At 63.1% G+C, this 17,176-nt stretch carries 30 protein-coding genes; all 30 read right to left on the bottom strand.

Going from position 1 to position 17,176, the window contains the following annotated elements; genetic code table 11:
• Positions 1 to 159: 159 nt before the first annotated feature.
• On the bottom strand, positions 160 to 1,530 hold the full coding sequence (locus tag ACXU4B_RS00150; protein ID WP_131406580.1) for a class II 3-deoxy-7-phosphoheptulonate synthase: 1,371 nt from the start codon (positions 1,528 to 1,530) through the stop codon (positions 160 to 162).
• Between the two features lie 10 nt (positions 1,531 to 1,540).
• Positions 1,541 to 2,047, bottom strand: coding sequence for a disulfide bond formation protein B (locus ACXU4B_RS00145; RefSeq protein ID WP_131406578.1), 507 nt, complete (start codon positions 2,045 to 2,047; stop codon positions 1,541 to 1,543).
• 204 nt (positions 2,048 to 2,251) lie between these two features.
• Positions 2,252 to 2,632 (bottom strand): 50S ribosomal protein L17, encoded by a 381-nt coding sequence (gene rplQ / locus ACXU4B_RS00140; protein ID WP_131406576.1) that lies wholly within the window; start codon positions 2,630 to 2,632, stop codon positions 2,252 to 2,254.
• A gap of 304 nt (positions 2,633 to 2,936) precedes the next feature.
• Positions 2,937 to 3,935 carry a DNA-directed RNA polymerase subunit alpha gene (locus tag ACXU4B_RS00135; protein ID WP_026033857.1) on the bottom strand — a complete coding sequence of 333 codons (999 nt, stop codon included), beginning with the start codon at positions 3,933 to 3,935 and terminating at the stop codon, positions 2,937 to 2,939.
• Positions 3,936 to 3,951: 16 nt separating this feature from the next.
• Entirely contained in the window at positions 3,952 to 4,578 is a 627-nt protein-coding gene (gene rpsD / locus ACXU4B_RS00130) for a 30S ribosomal protein S4 (protein WP_131406574.1), read from the bottom strand.
• A 12-nt stretch (positions 4,579 to 4,590) separates the two neighbouring features.
• Complete coding sequence (gene rpsK / locus ACXU4B_RS00125; RefSeq protein WP_007513384.1) at positions 4,591 to 4,977, bottom strand: 30S ribosomal protein S11; 387 nt, start codon at positions 4,975 to 4,977, stop codon at positions 4,591 to 4,593.
• 12 nt (positions 4,978 to 4,989) lie between these two features.
• Positions 4,990 to 5,346, bottom strand: a complete 357-nt coding sequence (rpsM, locus tag ACXU4B_RS00120; RefSeq protein ID WP_109126884.1) for a 30S ribosomal protein S13 — start codon at positions 5,344 to 5,346, stop codon at positions 4,990 to 4,992.
• Between the two features lie 135 nt (positions 5,347 to 5,481).
• Positions 5,482 to 6,807, bottom strand: a complete 1,326-nt coding sequence (gene secY, locus ACXU4B_RS00115; RefSeq protein WP_131406572.1) for a preprotein translocase subunit SecY — start codon at positions 6,805 to 6,807, stop codon at positions 5,482 to 5,484.
• A gap of 4 nt (positions 6,808 to 6,811) precedes the next feature.
• The gene (gene rplO, locus ACXU4B_RS00110; protein WP_205746551.1) at positions 6,812 to 7,249 is read right to left on the bottom strand and encodes a 50S ribosomal protein L15; all 438 of its coding nucleotides are present in this window, start codon (positions 7,247 to 7,249) and stop codon (positions 6,812 to 6,814) included.
• A complete protein-coding gene (rpmD, locus tag ACXU4B_RS00105) occupies positions 7,249 to 7,449 on the bottom strand; it encodes a 50S ribosomal protein L30 (RefSeq protein ID WP_131406568.1) in 201 nt (66 codons plus the stop codon). Before rpmD ends, rplO begins: the two co-directional genes overlap by 1 nt.
• The gene (gene rpsE, locus ACXU4B_RS00100; RefSeq protein ID WP_114239845.1) at positions 7,442 to 7,951 is read right to left on the bottom strand and encodes a 30S ribosomal protein S5; all 510 of its coding nucleotides are present in this window, start codon (positions 7,949 to 7,951) and stop codon (positions 7,442 to 7,444) included. The genes rpmD and rpsE overlap by 8 nt, the downstream gene beginning before the upstream one ends.
• A 117-nt stretch (positions 7,952 to 8,068) precedes the next feature.
• Positions 8,069 to 8,428, bottom strand: coding sequence for a 50S ribosomal protein L18 (rplR, locus tag ACXU4B_RS00095; protein ID WP_205746485.1), 360 nt, complete (start codon positions 8,426 to 8,428; stop codon positions 8,069 to 8,071).
• 90 nt (positions 8,429 to 8,518) lie between these two features.
• Positions 8,519 to 9,046 carry a 50S ribosomal protein L6 gene (gene rplF, locus ACXU4B_RS00090; RefSeq protein WP_131406564.1) on the bottom strand — a complete coding sequence of 176 codons (528 nt, stop codon included), beginning with the start codon at positions 9,044 to 9,046 and terminating at the stop codon, positions 8,519 to 8,521.
• Between the two features lie 10 nt (positions 9,047 to 9,056).
• Complete coding sequence (rpsH, locus tag ACXU4B_RS00085) at positions 9,057 to 9,452, bottom strand: 30S ribosomal protein S8 (protein WP_131406563.1); 396 nt, start codon at positions 9,450 to 9,452, stop codon at positions 9,057 to 9,059.
• Between the two features lie 220 nt (positions 9,453 to 9,672).
• The gene (gene rpsN / locus ACXU4B_RS00080) at positions 9,673 to 9,978 is read right to left on the bottom strand and encodes a 30S ribosomal protein S14 (RefSeq protein WP_131406561.1); all 306 of its coding nucleotides are present in this window, start codon (positions 9,976 to 9,978) and stop codon (positions 9,673 to 9,675) included.
• Positions 9,979 to 9,996: 18 nt separating this feature from the next.
• The gene (gene rplE / locus ACXU4B_RS00075) at positions 9,997 to 10,536 is read right to left on the bottom strand and encodes a 50S ribosomal protein L5 (RefSeq protein ID WP_131406559.1); all 540 of its coding nucleotides are present in this window, start codon (positions 10,534 to 10,536) and stop codon (positions 9,997 to 9,999) included.
• An 11-nt stretch (positions 10,537 to 10,547) separates the two neighbouring features.
• Positions 10,548 to 10,862, bottom strand: coding sequence for a 50S ribosomal protein L24 (rplX, locus tag ACXU4B_RS00070; RefSeq protein ID WP_131406557.1), 315 nt, complete (start codon positions 10,860 to 10,862; stop codon positions 10,548 to 10,550).
• Positions 10,863 to 10,876: 14 nt separating this feature from the next.
• On the bottom strand, positions 10,877 to 11,245 hold the full coding sequence (gene rplN / locus ACXU4B_RS00065; RefSeq protein ID WP_038620422.1) for a 50S ribosomal protein L14: 369 nt from the start codon (positions 11,243 to 11,245) through the stop codon (positions 10,877 to 10,879).
• A 14-nt stretch (positions 11,246 to 11,259) separates the two neighbouring features.
• Positions 11,260 to 11,520, bottom strand: a complete 261-nt coding sequence (gene rpsQ, locus ACXU4B_RS00060) for a 30S ribosomal protein S17 (RefSeq protein WP_131406555.1) — start codon at positions 11,518 to 11,520, stop codon at positions 11,260 to 11,262.
• A gap of 12 nt (positions 11,521 to 11,532) precedes the next feature.
• Entirely contained in the window at positions 11,533 to 11,718 is a 186-nt protein-coding gene (rpmC, locus tag ACXU4B_RS00055; RefSeq protein WP_046972906.1) for a 50S ribosomal protein L29, read from the bottom strand.
• Between the two features lies 1 nt (position 11,719).
• Positions 11,720 to 12,133 carry a 50S ribosomal protein L16 gene (gene rplP / locus ACXU4B_RS00050; RefSeq protein ID WP_131406553.1) on the bottom strand — a complete coding sequence of 138 codons (414 nt, stop codon included), beginning with the start codon at positions 12,131 to 12,133 and terminating at the stop codon, positions 11,720 to 11,722.
• An 11-nt stretch (positions 12,134 to 12,144) separates the two neighbouring features.
• Positions 12,145 to 12,894 (bottom strand): 30S ribosomal protein S3, encoded by a 750-nt coding sequence (gene rpsC / locus ACXU4B_RS00045; RefSeq protein WP_131406551.1) that lies wholly within the window; start codon positions 12,892 to 12,894, stop codon positions 12,145 to 12,147.
• A gap of 15 nt (positions 12,895 to 12,909) precedes the next feature.
• Positions 12,910 to 13,245, bottom strand: a complete 336-nt coding sequence (rplV, locus tag ACXU4B_RS00040) for a 50S ribosomal protein L22 (RefSeq protein WP_131406549.1) — start codon at positions 13,243 to 13,245, stop codon at positions 12,910 to 12,912.
• Positions 13,245 to 13,517, bottom strand: coding sequence for a 30S ribosomal protein S19 (gene rpsS / locus ACXU4B_RS00035; RefSeq protein ID WP_017461870.1), 273 nt, complete (start codon positions 13,515 to 13,517; stop codon positions 13,245 to 13,247). The genes rplV and rpsS overlap by 1 nt, the downstream gene beginning before the upstream one ends.
• 12 nt (positions 13,518 to 13,529) lie before the next feature.
• Complete coding sequence (rplB, locus tag ACXU4B_RS00030) at positions 13,530 to 14,351, bottom strand: 50S ribosomal protein L2 (protein WP_131406547.1); 822 nt, start codon at positions 14,349 to 14,351, stop codon at positions 13,530 to 13,532.
• Between the two features lie 18 nt (positions 14,352 to 14,369).
• Positions 14,370 to 14,663, bottom strand: a complete 294-nt coding sequence (rplW, locus tag ACXU4B_RS00025) for a 50S ribosomal protein L23 (protein WP_046972911.1) — start codon at positions 14,661 to 14,663, stop codon at positions 14,370 to 14,372.
• A complete protein-coding gene (rplD, locus tag ACXU4B_RS00020) occupies positions 14,660 to 15,262 on the bottom strand; it encodes a 50S ribosomal protein L4 (RefSeq protein WP_131406545.1) in 603 nt (200 codons plus the stop codon). Before rplD ends, rplW begins: the two co-directional genes overlap by 4 nt.
• Positions 15,263 to 15,273: 11 nt before the next feature.
• Positions 15,274 to 15,915: a 50S ribosomal protein L3 gene (rplC, locus tag ACXU4B_RS00015; protein ID WP_109126895.1), complete on the bottom strand. Its 642-nt coding sequence runs from the start codon at positions 15,913 to 15,915 to the stop codon at positions 15,274 to 15,276.
• Between the two features lie 20 nt (positions 15,916 to 15,935).
• A complete protein-coding gene (rpsJ, locus tag ACXU4B_RS00010) occupies positions 15,936 to 16,247 on the bottom strand; it encodes a 30S ribosomal protein S10 (protein WP_014402136.1) in 312 nt (103 codons plus the stop codon).
• 463 nt (positions 16,248 to 16,710) lie between these two features.
• On the bottom strand, positions 16,711 to 17,176 hold a 466-nt coding region (locus ACXU4B_RS00005; RefSeq protein ID WP_458910819.1), incomplete at its 5' end, for an EF-Tu C-terminal domain-related protein.

The following is a 17,176-nucleotide window of genomic DNA, read 5'->3' as shown; positions in this document are numbered from 1 at the left end:
TGCGTACCCGCTCACCTTTCCCCCGGGTCGATTGGATCACATATTCATGGTTTATTCATCCCTTTGTAACAAACAGCGGGTAGTGGCCGCGCCAGGCAAAAAAAACCCGGCGAATGCCGGGCTTTCCTTCACTTGGTCACTGCCGGGCCCGTCAGGCGGTCAGGCGGTACGCGCTGCCACCGACTTGCGCACGATCAGCATGGCCAGTTCCAGCGACTGTTCGTAGTTGAGGCGCGGGTCGACCATCGACTTGTAGGCCCGATCCAGGTCGGTCTCGCTGAGGTCGCGGGCGCCGCCCATGCATTCGGTGACGTCCTCGCCGGTCAGTTCCAGGTGCACGCCGCCCAGCCGCGTGCCGGCGGCGGCATGGATATCGAACGCCTGGTCCAGCTCGCCGCGGATGTTGTCGAAACGGCGGGTCTTGTAACCGTTGGAGGTGGCCTCGGTATTGCCATGCATCGGGTCGGCCACCCACAGCACGCGGCGCCCCTCGCGCTTCACCGCCTCGAGCAGGCGCGGCAGCACGCTGCCGATCTGGGCATTGCCCATGCGGTGGATCAAGGTCAGCCGGCCCGGCTCGTCCTCGGGATTGAGCGCTTCGATCAGGGGCAGCAAGACATCGGGTGTCACCGAAGGCCCGACCTTCACGGCCACCGGGTTACGGATGCCGCGGAAATACTCCACGTGGGCGCCGTCGAGCGCCGCGGTGCGCATGCCGATCCACGGAAAGTGGGTCGACAGGTTGAACCAGCCGTGGTGCCGGGGCACTTTGCGGGTCAGCGCTTCCTCGTAATGGAGCAACAGGGCTTCGTGCGAGGTGAAGAAATCCACCCGGGTGAAGCCGGCGATCGGACCGGCCAGCGTCTCCATGAAGCGCAGCGAGTCGCCGATGGCCGCCACCATGCGGCGGTATTCGGCGGCCAGCGGCGAATGCTCGACCCAGGCGAGGTCCCAGTATTCGGGGTGATGCAGGTCCGCGAAGCCGCCGTCGACCAGCGCGCGGACAAAATTCATCGTCAGCGCCGAATGGGCGTGCGCCTGGATCAGTCGCTGCGGGTCGGCGCGCCGGGCCGCAGGCGTGAATTCCTGGCCGTTGACCAGATCGCCGCGGAAGCTGGGCAGGGTCACGCCATCGCGTGTCTCGGTATCCGTCGAGCGCGGCTTGGCGTACTGGCCGGCGAAGCGCCCCACGCGCAGCACCGGCTTCTTGAGCCCGTGCACCATCACCAGGCTCATCTGCAGCAGCACCTTGAGCCGGTTGGAAATGATCGGGCTGGTGCAGTCGGCAAAGCTTTCGGCGCAATCACCGCCCTGCAGCAGGAAGCGCTTGCCTTCCTGCGCCTCGCCCAGGGCCTTCTTGAGCGCAAGCACCTCCCAGGACGTCACCAGCGGCGGCAGCGTGGCCAGCTGGGCCGTCGCACGCGCCAGTTCCGCGCCGTCCTCATAGAGCGGCTGCTGCAGGGCCACGCGCTGTTGCCAGCTGTGCGGGGCCCATTCGGAGGGGTGATCGATGGTGGGAGCGATAGACATGGCGGGGCTGTCAGGAATGGGGTGAGCGCTTGCGCGCCGCGGCGTAGATCGCGAAGAACAGCAGCAGCAGATACCAGCCCAGGGTCCAGGCGGGCATGGGCAGGCCGAACACAGGCTCGATCTTGGCGCACTCACCCGAACCGGTGAAGACCATTTTAAGCACCTTGGCGAACGGGAACGTATCCATCATGTAGCCGAGGTTGGGGCCACAGGAGGGAATCTGGTCCGCCGGCAAGGTCTGCAGCCACAGGTGCCGCGCCGCCGTGGCGATGCCACCCGCCGCGCCCAGCAGGACGCCGCCCGCATACACCCAGCGGCCGGCGCCCCGCGGCGCATGCAAGCCGCCAACCAGGAAGAACACCGCCATCACCAGGAAGGCGATGCGCTGGAAGATGCACAGCGGGCACGGAATCATGCCCAGCACGTGCTCGGCATAGAGCGCGTACCCCAGCAGCGCCGCGCAGACGAAAAAGCCGACGAGACAGGTGACCCGGTACGACCAACGGAAAGGATTCATGGCAGCCATGTTGCGTTGCGAGAGCGCGACATTAACCGTTCCGCCACGCCGCTGTCAGCCCTGCCCGGCAGTCGCGCTTGCCATGCCGGGATGCCCGCTCCAGCGCGTCCGGTCAGCACTAACCCCCGATGCCCCGGCGCTATAAAACAAAACCCCGGCAGGTCGCCCGGCCGGGGTTTCGTAACAAGCGATGGTCGCAACCGATTACTCGGCAGCCGTCTCGACGCGCGGACGATCGACCAGTTCGACGTACGCCATCGGCGCGTTGTCGCCCGGGCGGAAGCCGGCCTTGAGGATACGCAGGTAACCGCCGGGACGCTCGCGGTAACGGGGGCCCAGCTCGATGAACAGCTTGCCCACGGCTTCCTTGTCGCGCAGGCGCGCGAACGCCAGGCGGCGGTTGGCGACGCCGTCGGTCTTGGCGAGCGTGATGAGCGGCTCGGCGACGCGACGAAGTTCCTTGGCCTTGGGCAGGGTGGTGCGGATCAGCTCGTGCTTGATCAGCGACGAGGCCATGTTCTTGAACATGGCTTCGCGGTGGCTGCTCGTGCGATTGAGCTTGCGACCGGATTTCTGGTGGCGCATGGCAATACTCTCTATGGTCTGTTGTTATGAAAAGTCGGCGGTTATGTCCGACTTCCCGCGGTTACCCGCTGATTAAGCCCTTCGTACCACGGGCTCTTATTGAGCAAGACGACCAAGCTGGTCGTTTCAGGCGTCTGCAAAATCCGAGGGTTGAACACTCGTCAGACCACCAATACCGGCAACCAAGGCGGTCACCCAGGACATCACGCGGTTTTGATACCGCTTTTTGGCCGCTGGCCAGCACACCGAGGTACGCTGGCCAGCTTGCCGATACAGCAGGCGGTCGCGAACGACCGCCAAGACATCAGCCCAACTGCATGCCGTGGGACAGGCCCGGCGGCGGCCAGTTCTCAAGCTTCATGCCGAGTGCGAGACCACGGCCGCCGAGGACGTCCTTGATTTCGGTCAGCGACTTCTTGCCCAGGTTCGGGGTCTTGAGCAGCTCGACTTCGGTCTTCTGCACCAGATCGCCGATGTAGTAGATGCTCTCTGCCTTCAGGCAGTTCGCCGAACGCACGGTGAGCTCCAGATCGTCGATCGGGCGCAGCAGCAGCGGGTCGAAACCGCCCTTCTCCGCCTTGTCCGTGGCGCTCTCGCGACGCGAGAAGTCACCGAACACCGACAGCTGGTCGTTGAGGATTTCGGCGGCCTTGCGAACCGCATCTTCCGCACCGATGGTGCCGTTGGTCTCGATGTCCAGCACCAGCTTGTCGAGGTTGGTGCGCTGCTCGACACGAGCGGCGTCAACTTCGTAGGCCACGCGCAGCACCGGCGCGAACGACGCGTCGAGCTGCAGGCGACCGATCGGACGAGCTTCATCGTCCGGGTGCTGGCGCGCGCTGGCCGGCTGGTAGCCGACGCCGCGACGCACCTTCAGGCGCATGTTGAGGGCGATGTCCTTGGTCAGGTGGCAGATCACATGCTCGGGGTTGATGATTTCCACCGAGTGATCGACGGCGATATCGCCGGCGGTGACCACGCCCTTGCCCTTCTTGGACAAGGTCAGGGTGACTTCGTCACCCGAATGCTGGCGAATAGCCACGTCCTTGAGGTTCAGCAGGACTTCGATCACGTCCTCCTGCAGACCCTCAAGCGTGGTGTACTCATGCAGCACGCCATCAATTTCCACCTCGACGATGGCAGAGCCAGGAATCGAGGAGAGCAGCACGCGGCGCAGCGCGTTGCCCAGGGTGTGGCCGAACCCACGCTCGAGCGGCTCGACCACCACCTTGGCGCGGTTGGCTCCGAGTTGCTCGACGCTGAGGCCGCGAGGGCGCAGCACGCTAGTTGACGAAACTGCCATGCAGGGCTCCGGTTGATTACTTCGAGTAAAGCTCGACGATCAGGCTCTCATTGATGTCGGTCGGCAGATCGCCGCGGTCCGGCATCGCCTTGAACGTACCTTCGAACTTCTTGCTGTCGACTTCCACCCACTGCGGGCGCAGGTCCATGGTGTCGAACACGGTTGCCGCTTCCTGGACGCGCAGCTGGGTGCGGGCGCGCTCGGTCAGGGCAATCGCGTCGCCGGGACGAACCTGGTACGACGGAATGTTCACTTTCTTGCCGTTCACCAGCACAGCCTTGTGGCTGACCATCTGGCGGGCCTGGGCGCGGGTGACCGCAAAACCCATGCGATAGACGACGTTGTCCAGGCGGCTTTCGAGCAGGCGCAGCAGGTTCTCGCCGGTGTTGCCCTTGAGGGTCGACGCCTTGGAGTAGTAGTTGCTGAACTGACGCTCGAGCACGCCGTAGATGCGCTTGACCTTCTGCTTTTCACGCAGCTGGTTGGCGTAGTCCGACATGCGCATGCGCTTGTTGGCGCCGTGCTGGCCGGGCTTGTTTTCCAGTTTGCACTTGGAGTCGATGGCGCGAGCCGGACTCTTCAGGCTGAGATCTGCACCCTCACGACGGGCGAGTTTGCAGGTAGCTCCACGATAACGGGCCATGGGTATGCTCCTTTAGACTCGACGCTTCTTGGGGGGACGGCAGCCGTTATGCGGAATCGGCGTGACGTCGATGATGTTGAGGACCTTGTAGCCGAGCGCGTTCAGCGAACGCACGGCCGACTCGCGGCCCGGGCCCGGGCCCTTGATTCGAACTTCCACGGTCTTCACGCCGTAGTCGCCTGCAGCGCGGCCAGCCTTTTCGGCGGCAACCTGCGCGGCAAACGGGGTCGACTTGCGCGAGCCGCGGAAACCCGCGCCGCCCGCCGTCGCCCACGACAGGGCATTGCCCTGGCGATCGGTGATCGTGACAATGGTGTTGTTGAAGGAGGCTTGCACGTGGGCCACGGCATCCGTGACAACGCGCTTGATCTTCTTCTTGGTCTTGACCGGCTTAGCCATATTCGGAATCCGTTACTTCTTGATCGCGCGACGCGGACCCTTGCGGGTGCGTGCGTTGGTACGCGTGCGCTGGCCGCGCACCGGCAAACCACGACGATGGCGCAGGCCGCGGTAGCAACCCAGATCCATCAGACGCTTAATGGCGATACCCACTTCGCGACGAAGATCGCCTTCGACGACATACTTGCCGATTTCGTGGCGAAGCTTTTCGACTTCACCTTCACTCAGGGACTTGATCTGCGTGGTGGGAACCACGCCTGCGTCCACGCAGACCTTCTTGGCCCGGCTGCGGCCGATCCCATAAATGCTCTGCAGGCCAACCCAGACATGCTTCTGGACCGGCAAATTGACACCCGCGATGCGCGCCATGATGTACTTTCTCCGATGCGTTTCGTGCGCGGTAAACGCGCAATTCTAACCTTAATTAACCCAACAGGAAAGCCCTGCGGCACCACGGTGCCGCCACCCTCCGACCTAGACCAACTCCTACCACCCCAGCAGCCATCAGTTGCGGCGGAGATTGGCCTTCTTGAGCAGGCTTTCGTACTGGTGACTGACCAGATGCGCCTGCACCTGAGCAGTGAAATCCATCACCACGACCACCACGATCAGCAGAGAGGTGCCGCCGAAGTAGAACGGGACGTGCCAAGCCTTTTGCATAAACGATGGAACCAGGCAGACCAGCACCAGGTACAGCGCGCCGACACCGGTCAAACGGGTCATTACGTTGTCGATGTAGTCCGCCGTGGAGCGGCCCGGGCGGATGCCCGGAATCAGGGCGCCGGAGCGCTTGAGATTATCTGCCGTCTCCTGGGAGTTGAACACGATCGCCGTGTAAAAGAAGGCGAAAGTGATCACCAGCACCGCGAACACGATGTCGTACAGCGGCTCACCCGGGGTGAGCGCCTGGGTCACTTCCTGCACCCAGCGCGACTGATGTCCCGCGCCGAACCAGCTGGCGGCGGTTGCCGGGAACAACAGCAGGCTCGAGGCAAAAATCGGCGGAATGACGCCCGCCATGTTGATCTTCAGCGGCAGGTGCGAGGTCTGGTTCATGTAGGCCCGCTGCCCGCCGGAGCGCCGTGCGTAGTTCACGGTGATGCGCCGCTGGGCGCGCTCCATGAAGACCACGAACGCCGTGACCGCGAGAATCAGGCCCACCACCATGATCATCTTGATCACGGACAGTTCACCGTTGCTGGCCATGGTCAGCGTGTGGGCCACCGCACCCGGGAGGCCGGAGACGATACCCGCGAAGATCAGCAGCGAAATGCCGTTGCCGATACCGCGCTCGGTGATCTGCTCACCCAGCCACATCAGGAACATGGTGCCCGCCGTGAGGCCGACCACCGAGGACATGACAAAACCCATGCCCGGGGTGTAGACCACCGGCGCACCACCCAGGGCGGTCTGCTTCTGCAGCGCCATGGCGATGCTGAACGCCTGGAATGCCGCCAGACCCACCGTACCGAAGCGGGTGTAGGTGGTCATCTTGCGACGACCCGACTCGCCTTCCTTGCGCAGCGCCTGCAGGCTCGGGATCACCGACCCCATCATCTGCACCACGATGGATGCCGAGATGTAAGGCACCACGCCGAGCGCGAACACCGAGAAGCGTGCCAGCGAGCCGCCCGAGAACATGTTGAACATGTTCATCAGGCCGCCGCCCTGCTCGATGAGGTTCGTCATGGCTTCCGGGTTCACGCCGGGAACCGGGATGAAGGAACCGAGACGGAAAACGATCAGCGCACCAATCACGAAGAAGATGCGCTGACGCAGTTCCGTCAGCTTGCCGAGCGATCCGAGCGATGTGCCCTGGGCTGACGCCACGTGATTACTCCACGCTGCCGCCGGCAGCTTCGATAGCTGCCTTGGCGCCGGCCGTTGCCAGCACACCCGACAGCTTCACCGCGCGGCCGATCTCGCCCTTGGCGACGACCTTGACCTTCTTGGCGCGGCTGTCGATCAGACCGGCCTGGTGAAGGGCGATCGGGTCGATCACGTCAACCTTGAGGCCGGCGAGCTGGTACAGGAACACTTCCTGGCTCTCGACCTTCTTCAGCGAACGGAAGCCGACCTTCGGCAGGCGGCGCTGCAGCGGCATCTGGCCGCCTTCGAAACCGTACTTGTGGGTGCCGCCCGCGCGAGCGTGCTGACCCTTGTGACCGCGACCAGCGGTCTTGCCCAGGCCCGAACCGATACCGCGACCGACGCGAAGGCGGGTCTTGCGGGAACCGGCGGCCGGCTTGATGTCGTTAAGACGCATGGTGATTACTCCTCGACCCGCACCAGGTAGTAGACCGTGTTGATCAGGCCACGCACCTGCGGGCTGTCCTTCAGTTCACGGACGTCGTTGAGCTTGTTCAGGCCCAGGGCCTTCACGCTCAGGCGATGACGGCTCTGCACACCGCGCAGGCCCTTGACCAGGCGCACGCGCACGGTGGCGGCGGCGGTTTCTTTGTTCTTAGCCATTACCCAGCACCTCTTCCAGCGTCTTGCCACGCTTGGCAGCGATCTGCTTCGGCGAGGCAACGGCCTGCAGGCCCTTGATGGTCGCGCGCACCAGGTTGATCGGGTTGCGCGAACCGACGGCCTTGGCCAGCACGTTCTTCACGCCAACCACTTCCAGCACGGCACGCATGGCGCCGCCGGCGATCACGCCGGTACCTTCGGAAGCCGGCTGCATGAAGACGCGGGCTGCACCGTGGTTGGCCTTGATGGCGTACCACAGGGTGCCGTTGTTGAGATCAATGCTCACCATGTTGCGACGGGCGCGGTCCATGGCCTTGGAGATGGCAACCGGCACTTCACGCGCCTTGCCATAGCCGAAGCCCACGCGACCTTCGCCATCGCCGACCACGGTCAGCGCGGTGAAGCTCATCTGGCGGCCACCCTTGACGGTCTTGGCCACGCGGTTGACGGCGATCAGCTTTTCGAGCAGGCCGTCTGAATTTTCGCGATCGGTAGAAGACATGTTCTTTTCCGTATGCCCGGCTAACCGGGACTTTGCTTGCGGCTGAGCCGCTTGGAGTTGTAGGTACTACTGCTGGAACCAGGTACCGGACGAGTCCGGCACCCGGCTCCGACCGGCTTAGAACTTCAGGCCGGCTTCGCGGGCTGCGTCAGCCAGCGCCTTGATGCGACCGTGGTAGCGGAAGCCCGAGCGATCGAACGCCACGGACTCGATACCAGCGGCCAGCGCACGCTCGGCCACCGCCTTGCCCACGGCCGCAGCCGCGGTAAGGTTCTTGGTGCCCTTCAGGCCTTCGGCCACCGACTTCTGAACGGTGGAGGCGGCTGCCACCACGTTCTGGCCGGAAGCGTCGAACACCTGCGCGTACAGATGCTGGCCGGTGCGGTGCACCGACAGGCGGGCGACGGCCAGCTTGCGGATATGCGAGCGGGTCGACTTGGCGCGGCGCAGGCGGGATTCGTTCTTGTTCATAGTCATAGTTCCTGGAAGCGGATCGACAAGTAGTCAGTGGCTCTTTGTGAAGAGTGCGGCCATGGAAGGCCGCTTTCTCACGCAGGGACTGCGTACTTATGCCTTCTTGGCTTCCTTCAGGGTGATCTTCTCGCCGGAGTAGCGCACGCCCTTGCCCTTATAGGGTTCCGGCGGACGGAAGCCACGGATCTTGGCGGCCACCTCACCCACGCGCTGCTTGTCCGAACCCTTGATGAGGATTTCGGTCTGCGTCGGGGTTTCGATGGTGATGCCTTCCGGAGCTTCAAACACGACCGGATGGGAGAAGCCCAGGGCGATGTTCAGCGACTTGCCGGCCATCGAGGCACGGTAGCCCACGCCCACCAGCTCGAGCTTGCGCTCATAGCCGTCGGACACGCCCTTGACCATGTTGGCCAGCAGCGCGCGCAAGGTGCCGCCGAACTTGTCGTCGGCGCCCTCGGCAACCTGGATGGTGGCCACGCCGTTGTCGAGGACCACTGAGGCGCCCGGGAGCGCGTGGGTCGACAGGGTGCCCTTGGCGCCCTTCACGGTGATGCCGCTGGCATCGATCTTGAGCTCGACGCCCTTCGGCAGGGTAATCGGTTTCTTGGCAACACGGGACATCGTCGGCTCCTTATGCGACCTGGCCGATGACTTCGCCGCCCAGACCCTTGGCACGGGCCTGCGCGTCGGTCAGCAGACCGGCGGAAGTCGAGATGATCGAGATACCCAGGCCACCCAGGACCTTCGGCAACTCGTCCTTGCCGCGGTACACGCGGAGGCCGGAGCGGCTGATGCGGGTGATGGTCTCGATGGCCGGACGGCCTTCGAAATACTTGAGCTTCACTTCGAGCACCGGCTTGCCCTCCACGGTGGAGGTCTTGGCGTCGAGGATATAGCCCTCGTTCTTGAGAAGGTTGGCGATCGCCACCTTCAGCTTCGACGATGGCATGTTTACGGCCTGCTTGCCCGTGAGCTGGGCATTGCGGATGCGCGTAAACAGATCGGCGATGGGATCAGTCATGCTCATGAAAACATCCTTCAGAGTGCACCGATATCCGAAAAACCGGAAATCAATTCAATTGTGAGCCGGCATAAACGCCGACCTGCGGAACGCAGACCGTCGACTATAGCAGCTTTTTCCGATTTTGCGAATCTCGACGCGTAAATCGCGCCAACGGCAGCGGGCACCGGCCCGCTGCCGCATCGAACGCCACGGGCCGGAGCCCGTCAGCGCCCAGTTTGGGGTCTTACCAGCTGGCCTTGCGCAGGCCAGGCACGTCGCCACGCATGGTGGCTTCGCGCAGCTTGTTGCGACCCAGGCCGAACTTCTGATACACGGCGCGCGGGCGGCCGGTCAGAGCGCAGCGGGTGCGCTGGCGAGACGGGCTCGCGTCGCGCGGCAGCTTCTGCAGCTTGGTCTGGGCTTCCATCTTCTCCTCGTAGGAGGCGGTGGGGCTCAGCACGATCGCCTTCAGTTCGGCGCGCTTGGCGGCGTACTTCTTGACGAGCTTGGTCCGCTTGATATCGCGGTTGACCATCGAGGTCTTTGCCATGGGTATCTCTCGCGTCTATCAGTTGCGGAACGGGAAGCTGAAGGCTTCCAGCAGCGCCTTGGCTTCTTCGTCGGTCTTGGCGGTGGTGGTGATGGAGATATCCATACCACGCATGGCGTCGACGGCGTCGAAATCGATTTCCGGGAAGATGATCTGTTCCTTGATGCCGAAGTTGTAGTTACCACGGCCGTCAAAGGCACGACCCGAGACACCACGGAAGTCGCGCGTACGCGGCAGCGAGATGTTGATCAGGCGATCCAGGAATTCCCACATCTGCGCGCGGCGCAGCGTGACCTTGCAGCCGATCGGCCAACCATCGCGGATCTTGAACGAGGCAACGGACACGCGTGCCTTGGTCTGGATCGGCTTCTGGCCGGAGATCTTGGCCATGTCGGCCACGGCGTTCTCGAGCACTTTCTTGTTGCCCGCCGCTTCGCCCACGCCCATGTTCAGCGTGATCTTGGTGATGCGGGGAACCTGCATCACGTTCTCGTAGCCGAAGCGCTCGGTGAGCTTCTTCACTACCTGGTCTTTGTAAAAGGTTTCAAGGCGCGTCATGACTTAGTTCCTCACGCGTCCACGACCTCGCCAGACGAACGGAACACGCGGACCTTGCGCCCATCAGAGAGCGTCTTGGCACCAACGCGTTCACCCTTGTTCGTGGCGGGGTTGAACAGCTGTACATTGGAGATGTGGATCGAAGCCTCACGCTCGACGATGCCGCCGGCCTGGTTGGCCTGCGGATTCGGCTTGGTGTGACGCTTGACGAGATTCACGTTGGAGACGAACACGCGATCGCCGTCCACGCGCAGCACGTCACCGCGCTGACCCTTGTTTTTGCCGGTGATCACGAGGACCTGATCACCCTTGCGGATACGGTTCATGGTCTGGTCTCCGCTCAGAGCACTTCGGGCGCGAGCGAGACGATCTTCATGAACTTCTCGCTGCGCAGCTCGCGGGTGACCGGCCCGAAAATACGGGTGCCGATCGGCTCGAGCTTGTTGTTGAGGAGCACCGCTGCATTGCCGTCGAAACGGATCAGCGAGCCATCGGGACGGCGCACACCCTTGGCGGTACGAACCACCACGGCGTTGTACACCTCGCCCTTCTTCACCTTGCCGCGGGGAATGGCATCTTTCACGGTGACCTTGATGACGTCACCGATCGCGGCGTAACGGCGCTTGGAGCCGCCGAGCACCTTGATGCACATCAGTTCGCGGGCGCCGCTATTGTCAGCCGCGGAAAGCGTGCTTTGCATCTGGATCATGTCTGCACCCTCCCTTAGACGTTAGCGCGCGTGATGATTTCGACCACGCGGTGATGCTTGGTCTTGGACAAAGGACGGCATTCCGCGATGCGGACCAGGTCGCCCTCGTTCGCGCCCAGGTCGTCCTGCGCGTGAAGCTTGGTCGAACGCCGGATGATCTTGCCGATCAGCGGATGCTGTTCCTGGCGCTCGATCAGGACGGTAACCGTCTTGTCCATCTTGTTGCTGATGACGCGACCCTCGAGGGTACGCGTCTGCTTCTTGTTGTCGCTCATATCGGCCGTCCCTTACTTCTTGCCGCCGAGCACGAACTTCGTGCGGGCGATGTCGCGCCGAACTCGGCGCAGCTGGTGCGGCTGGTTGAGCTGGCCGGTGCCTTTCTGCATGCGAAGGTTGAACTGCTCCTTGCGCAGATCCAGCAGATGCTTGTTCAGCTCGTCGGCCGACTTGGTGGTCAAATCTTTGATGGCCATATCACATCACCGCCCGGGTCACGAATTGGGTCTGGACGGACAGCTTGGCAGCGGCCAGGCGGAAAGCCTCGCGTGCGGTCGTCTCGTCGATACCCTCGATTTCATAAAGCATGCGGCCCGGCTGGATCGGGGCGACCCAGTATTCGACGCCACCCTTACCTGCACCCATTCGGACTTCGATGGGCTTCTTGGTGATCGGCTTGTCGGGGTACACACGGATCCAGAGCTTGCCACCACGCTTCACGAAGCGGGTGATGCAACGACGGGCGGCCTCGATCTGGCGTGCGGTGAGCATGCCGTGCGTGGTTGCCTTCAGGCCATACTCGCCAAAGCTGACGAGGTTGGAGCAGAAGGCCAGACCGTCGTTACGGCCCTTGAACTGCTTACGGTATTTGGTTCGCTTAGGTTGCAGCATGGCAACTCTCCTTACTTCGCCGTCCGCTCGCGACGGCCTTCACCGCCCTCGCGACGCGCATCACGACGACCCTCACCACCCTCACGGCGCGGCTGGGACTGCTCTTCCTTCGACTCCTGGTTGATCTGGGACAGATCGAAGATCTCGCCCTTGTAGACCCACACCTTGATGCCGATGATGCCGTAGGTGGTCTTCGCCTCGGCGAAGCCGTAGTCGATGTCGGCACGCAGCGTATGCAGCGGCACGCGACCTTCGCGGCTCCATTCGGAACGGGCAATCTCAGCGCCGTTCAGACGGCCAGAGACATTGATCTTGATACCCAGGGCGCCCAGGCGCATCGCGTTGCCGACCGAGCGCTTCATGGCGCGGCGGAACATGATGCGACGCTCCAGCTGCTGCGCGATCGACTCGGCAACCAGCTGCGCGTCCAGCTCGGGCTTGCGCACTTCGCTGACGTTGATGTGCGCCGGAACGCCCATCATGTCGCTGACTTCCTTGCGCAGCTTCTCGATATCCTCGCCCTTCTTGCCGATCACCACGCCCGGACGGGCGGTGTGGATCGTCACGCGCGCGGTCTTGGCCGGGCGCTCGATGAGGATCTTGGAGATGCCGGCCTGGGCCAGCTTCTTGCGCAGCATCTCGCGGACCTTAAGGTCGGCCGCGAGGTACTGGGCGTATTCGCCCTTGTTGGCGTACCACTTCGAGTTCCAGTCCTTGGCAATGCCGAGGCGGATACCGGTGGGATGAACTTTATGACCCATCGTCTACGTCCTCAGTTAGTTGCCAACGACCACAGTGATGTGGCTCGTGCGCTTCAGGATGCGGGAACCGCGGCCTTTGGCGCGGGCATACATACGCTTCATCGCCGGACCTTCGTCCACGAAGATGCGCGAGACCTTCAGCTCGTCCACGTCAGCGCCGAGGTTGTTCTCAGCGTTGGCGACGGCCGACAGCAGCACCTTGCGAACAAGGGTTGCGGCCTTCTTGTTGGTGAACTGGAGCACGTCGCTGGCTCGGCCCACGGGCATACCGCGGACCAGGTCAGCTACCAGGCGTGCCTTCTGCGCCGAAATGCGGGCGCTGCGCAGGATCGCTTTGGCTTCAGTGCTCATCACTTGCCCTTCTTGTCGCCGCCATGGCCCTTGAAGGTACGGGTCACCGCGAACTCGCCGAGCTTGTGCCCGACCATGTTCTCGTTGACCAGCACGGGGACATGCTGACGGCCATTGTGGATGGCGATGGTCAGGCCGACCATCTCCGGCAGGATCATCGAGCGACGCGACCAGGTCTTGATCGGACGCTTGTTATTGGCGGAAACGGCGGCTTCCACCTTCTTTACGAGGTGCAGGTCGACAAACGGACCTTTCTTTAGAGAGCGCGGCATAATCGTTTCCTATTACTTGCGACGACGCACGATGAACTGCTGGGTGCGCTTGTTATTGCGCGTCTTGTAACCCTTGGTCGGCGTGCCCCACGGGCTGACCGGATGACGGCCACCGGAGGTACGGCCTTCACCACCGCCATGCGGATGGTCAACCGGGTTCATCACCACACCGCGAACGGTCGGGCGGATACCCAGCCAACGCTTGGCGCCAGCCTTGCCCAGCTTCTTGAGGCTGTGCTCGCTGTTGCCGACTTCGCCGATGGTGGCGCGGCAGTCGACCGGCACGCGGCGCATTTCGCCGGAGCGAAGACGCAACGTGGCGTAACCGGACTCGCGGGCCACCAGCTGGACCGAAGCGCCGGCGGAGCGTGCGATCTGCGCACCCTTGCCCGGCTTCATCTCGATGCAGTGGATGGTGCTACCGACCGGGATCGCGCGCAGCGGCAGGCTGTTGCCGGCCTTGATCGGCGCGTCGCTGCCCGACACCAGGCGGTCACCCGCCTGCACGCCCTTCGGCGCGATGATGTAGCGGCGCTCGCCGTCGGCGTAGCACAGCAACGCGATGTGCGCGGTGCGGTTGGGATCGTACTCGATGCGCTCGACGCGGGCGGCAATGCCTTCCTTGTCGCGCTTGAAGTCGATGATGCGGTAACGCTGCTTGTGACCGCCGCCCTGGTGGCGAACGGTGATGCGACCGTAGTGGTTGCGACCGCCGTTCTTGGTCTTTGCCTCGGTCAACGCCGCGTACGGCGCGCCCTTGTGCAGACCTTCGGTGCGAACGCTGACTGCGTCGCGGCGACCAGGGGAGGTCGGCTTGTGAGTGATCAGTGCCATCTCAATTCAACTCCTGGCTCAGGCCTTGGCCGACACGTCGATGGTCTGACCATCAGCGAGGCGGACATAGGCCTTGCGCTTGCCCTGGCGGTTGCCAGTGCGGAAACGGAAGGACTTGACCTTGCCCTTGGCATTGACGAGGTTCACCTGCTCGACCTTGACGTCGAACATCTGTTCCACCGCTGCGCGGACATCGGCCTTGGTTGCCTCGGGGGCGACCACGAATACGTACTGGTTCTTCTCGGCCAGGCGCGCGGCCTTCTCCGAAATGTGCGGCGCACGCAGCGTATTCAGAATGCGTTCGTTGCTCATGCCAGCCACTCCTCGATCTTCTTCACCGCATCGACGGTCATGACGATGTGGTCCGAACCGACCAGGCTGACCGGGTTCAGCGCCAGCACGTCCACCACGTGGATGTACGGGATGTTGCGCGCGGCCAGGAAGGTCGCTTCGTTGGCGTCTTCCGACACCAGCAGCACGCGGCCGGAAACCTGCAGCTCGGCCAGCTTGGCAACCATCGCCTTGGTCTTCGGCGACTCGATGCCGAAGCTCTCGACGACCTTCAGGCGATCCTGGCGGATCAGCTCGGACAGGATCGAACGGATGGCAACGCGATACGACTTGCGGTTGACCTTCTGCTCGTAGCTGCGCGGTTTGGCAGCGAACGTGCGGCCACCACCGACGAAGATCGGTGCACGGTAGTCACCGTGACGGGCGCCGCCGCCCTTCTGCTTCTTGAACTTCTTGGTGGTACCGGACATCTCGCCGCGCGACAGCTGCGACTGGGTGCCGGCGCGACCGCCTGCCTGATAGGCAACGACCACCTGGTGGATCAGGGCCTGCTTGAGCTCACCGCCGAACACTTCGTCCGACACATTGAGCGGCTTGGCGCCAATAACATTGAGTTCCATGGCGTCTCTCCTCAACCCTTGGTCGTCGGACGGATGACGACGTCGCCGCCGGTAGCACCCGGCACCGCGCCCTTCACCGCGATCAGATGACGCTCGGCGTCGACCTTGACCACTTCCAGGCCCTGCTGCGTGCGGTTCACCGCACCCATGTGACCCGACATCTTCTTGCCCGGGAACACGCGACCCGGGGTCTGACGCTGACCGATAGAACCCGGCGCACGATGCGACAGCGAGTTACCGTGGGTGGCGTCACCCATGGTGAAGTTGTGGCGCTTGATGGTGCCCTGGAAACCCTTGCCCTTCGACACGCCGGCGACGTCAACGATCTGACCCACCTGGAACACGTCATCGGCCTTGATCTCGGCGCCCACGCTGTACTTGCCGAGGTCGTCGGCAGACACGCGGAACTCCCACAGACCACGACCCGGCTCGACTTTCGCCTTGGCGTAGTGACCCTTCAGCGGCTGGGTCAGCAGGCTGGCGCGCTTGACGCCCGCCGCGACCTGCACAGCGCTGTAACCATCGTTATCTTCCGTCTTCAGCTGGGTGACGCGATTCGGGGTGGCTTCAATCAGCGTCACCGGAATCGAGCGTCCATCTTCAGTGAAGAGTCGGCTCATGCCGCACTTGCGGCCAACCAGTCCGATACTCATCTTCGTATCCTATCTATCGCTCAACCGAGCTTGATCTGAACATCAACGCCAGCGGCGAGATCAAGCTTCATGAGCGCGTCCACGGTCTTGTCGTTGGGGTCGACGATGTCGAGCACACGCTTGTGCGTACGGGTCTCGTACTGGTCGCGGGCATCTTTGTCGACGTGCGGCGACACCAGAATGGTGTAACGCTCGATCTTGGTCGGGAGCGGAATCGGGCCGAGCACCGTAGCGCCAGTGCGCTTGGCCGTCTCGACGATCTCGCTGGCCGAACGGTCGATCAGACGATGATCGAACGCCTTAAGCCGGATGCGAATCTTTTGGTTCGCCATAAACCGTGTCCTGTTTATCGAAAGAACAAATACTGTGAACCGGATAGGCTTCTCACCTACCCGCACAACCCATTGTCGCTAAGGCACTGCAAGTCGACCGCGGCGAGCGACATCGTGCCGCACGATCAACCCTAAAAGACTAGGCAGGCCCTAAACGGGCCCGCCCAGACGGAAAAGTATAAAACGCGCGAAATGCCCAGGTCAACAAAGCGTAACGCTTCGCAACCCAAGCTCTTCTTGCGTGTTGGCCATCCCAGCCAGCGAACTCGAAGCACTTCCTGTGCCTCATTTCGCAGTAGTGTCGATCAGCTTCTGGGGCTGTCGACTAGCAAGCCATTAACTATAGCTGCAAATCCGCGCCAGGGAAAGCCTAAAACCCGCTCCCGGCTGAACTTTTCACACGGCCCACGCTTGGGCGGGCCAATGTGAAGGGCCCCCACCATCCGGTGGAGGCCCCTGGTACTTACTTGATGACCTTGGCCACCACGCCGGCGCCGACGGTGCGGCCGCCTTCGCGGATGGCGAAACGCAGGCCTTCGTCCATCGCGATCGGGTGGATCAGGGACACCACCATCTTCACGTTGTCGCCCGGCATCACCATTTCCACGCCGTCCGGCAACTGGCAGGCGCCGGTCACGTCGGTCGTGCGGAAGTAGAACTGCGGGCGGTAGCCCTTGAAGAACGGCGTATGACGGCCACCCTCGTCCTTCGACAGCACATAGACCTCGGCTTCGAAGTCGGTGTGCGGGGTGATCGTGCCCGGCTTGGCCAGCACCTGGCCACGCTCCACGTCGTCGCGCTTCAGACCACGCAGCAGCAGACCGGCGTTGTCGCCTGCCTGGCCCTGGTCCAGCAGCTTGCGGAACATTTCCACGCCCGTGACGGTGGTCTTCTGGGTCGGACGGATGCCGACCACTTCGATTTCGTCA

This window comes from Dyella soli, assembly GCF_054482295.1.
The sequence above is the reverse complement of the archived record's forward strand: the minus strand, read 5'-3'. Positions and strand labels throughout refer to the sequence as shown.

Coding starts and splice junctions, on each gene's coding strand:
- rplE (WP_131406559.1), bottom strand. CDS start 10,536: ATGACGCGCCTTGAAACCTTTTACAAAGACCAGGTAGTGAAGAAGCTC.
- ACXU4B_RS00150 (WP_131406580.1), bottom strand. CDS start 1,530: ATGTCTATCGCTCCCACCATCGATCACCCCTCCGAATGGGCCCCGCAC.
- rplW (WP_046972911.1), bottom strand. CDS start 14,663: ATGAGCAACGAACGCATTCTGAATACGCTGCGTGCGCCGCACATTTCG.
- rplD (WP_131406545.1), bottom strand. CDS start 15,262: ATGGAACTCAATGTTATTGGCGCCAAGCCGCTCAATGTGTCGGACGAA.
- rplX (WP_131406557.1), bottom strand. CDS start 10,862: ATGAACCGTATCCGCAAGGGTGATCAGGTCCTCGTGATCACCGGCAAA.
- rplR (WP_205746485.1), bottom strand. CDS start 8,428: ATGACTATGAACAAGAACGAATCCCGCCTGCGCCGCGCCAAGTCGACC.
- rpsQ (WP_131406555.1), bottom strand. CDS start 11,520: ATGAGCGACAACAAGAAGCAGACGCGTACCCTCGAGGGTCGCGTCATC.
- rplB (WP_131406547.1), bottom strand. CDS start 14,351: ATGGCACTGATCACTCACAAGCCGACCTCCCCTGGTCGCCGCGACGCA.
- rplV (WP_131406549.1), bottom strand. CDS start 13,245: ATGAGCACTGAAGCCAAAGCGATCCTGCGCAGCGCCCGCATTTCGGCG.
- rpsC (WP_131406551.1), bottom strand. CDS start 12,894: ATGGGTCATAAAGTTCATCCCACCGGTATCCGCCTCGGCATTGCCAAG.
- rplC (WP_109126895.1), bottom strand. CDS start 15,915: ATGAGTATCGGACTGGTTGGCCGCAAGTGCGGCATGAGCCGACTCTTC.
- rpmD (WP_131406568.1), bottom strand. CDS start 7,449: ATGGCTAAGAACAAAGAAACCGCCGCCGCCACCGTGCGCGTGCGCCTG.
- rpsD (WP_131406574.1), bottom strand. CDS start 4,578: ATGGCCCGTTATCGTGGAGCTACCTGCAAACTCGCCCGTCGTGAGGGT.
- rplN (WP_038620422.1), bottom strand. CDS start 11,245: ATGATCCAGATGCAAAGCACGCTTTCCGCGGCTGACAATAGCGGCGCC.
- rpsE (WP_114239845.1), bottom strand. CDS start 7,951: ATGTCTTCTACCGATCGCGAAAATTCAGACGGCCTGCTCGAAAAGCTG.
- rpsH (WP_131406563.1), bottom strand. CDS start 9,452: ATGAGCATGACTGATCCCATCGCCGATCTGTTTACGCGCATCCGCAAT.
- rplP (WP_131406553.1), bottom strand. CDS start 12,133: ATGCTGCAACCTAAGCGAACCAAATACCGTAAGCAGTTCAAGGGCCGT.
- rpsS (WP_017461870.1), bottom strand. CDS start 13,517: ATGCCGCGCTCTCTAAAGAAAGGTCCGTTTGTCGACCTGCACCTCGTA.
- ACXU4B_RS00135 (WP_026033857.1), bottom strand. CDS start 3,935: ATGGCAGTTTCGTCAACTAGCGTGCTGCGCCCTCGCGGCCTCAGCGTC.
- rplQ (WP_131406576.1), bottom strand. CDS start 2,632: ATGCGCCACCAGAAATCCGGTCGCAAGCTCAATCGCACGAGCAGCCAC.
- ACXU4B_RS00145 (WP_131406578.1), bottom strand. CDS start 2,047: ATGAATCCTTTCCGTTGGTCGTACCGGGTCACCTGTCTCGTCGGCTTT.
- rplF (WP_131406564.1), bottom strand. CDS start 9,046: ATGTCCCGTGTTGCCAAGAAACCGATTACCCTGCCGAAGGGCGTCGAG.
- rpmC (WP_046972906.1), bottom strand. CDS start 11,718: ATGGCCATCAAAGATTTGACCACCAAGTCGGCCGACGAGCTGAACAAG.
- rpsN (WP_131406561.1), bottom strand. CDS start 9,978: ATGGCAAAGACCTCGATGGTCAACCGCGATATCAAGCGGACCAAGCTC.
- rpsJ (WP_014402136.1), bottom strand. CDS start 16,247: ATGGCGAACCAAAAGATTCGCATCCGGCTTAAGGCGTTCGATCATCGT.
- rpsM (WP_109126884.1), bottom strand. CDS start 5,346: ATGGCGCGCATCGCGGGTGTCAATTTGCCGGTCCAGAAGCATGTCTGG.
- rpsK (WP_007513384.1), bottom strand. CDS start 4,977: ATGGCTAAGCCGGTCAAGACCAAGAAGAAGATCAAGCGCGTTGTCACG.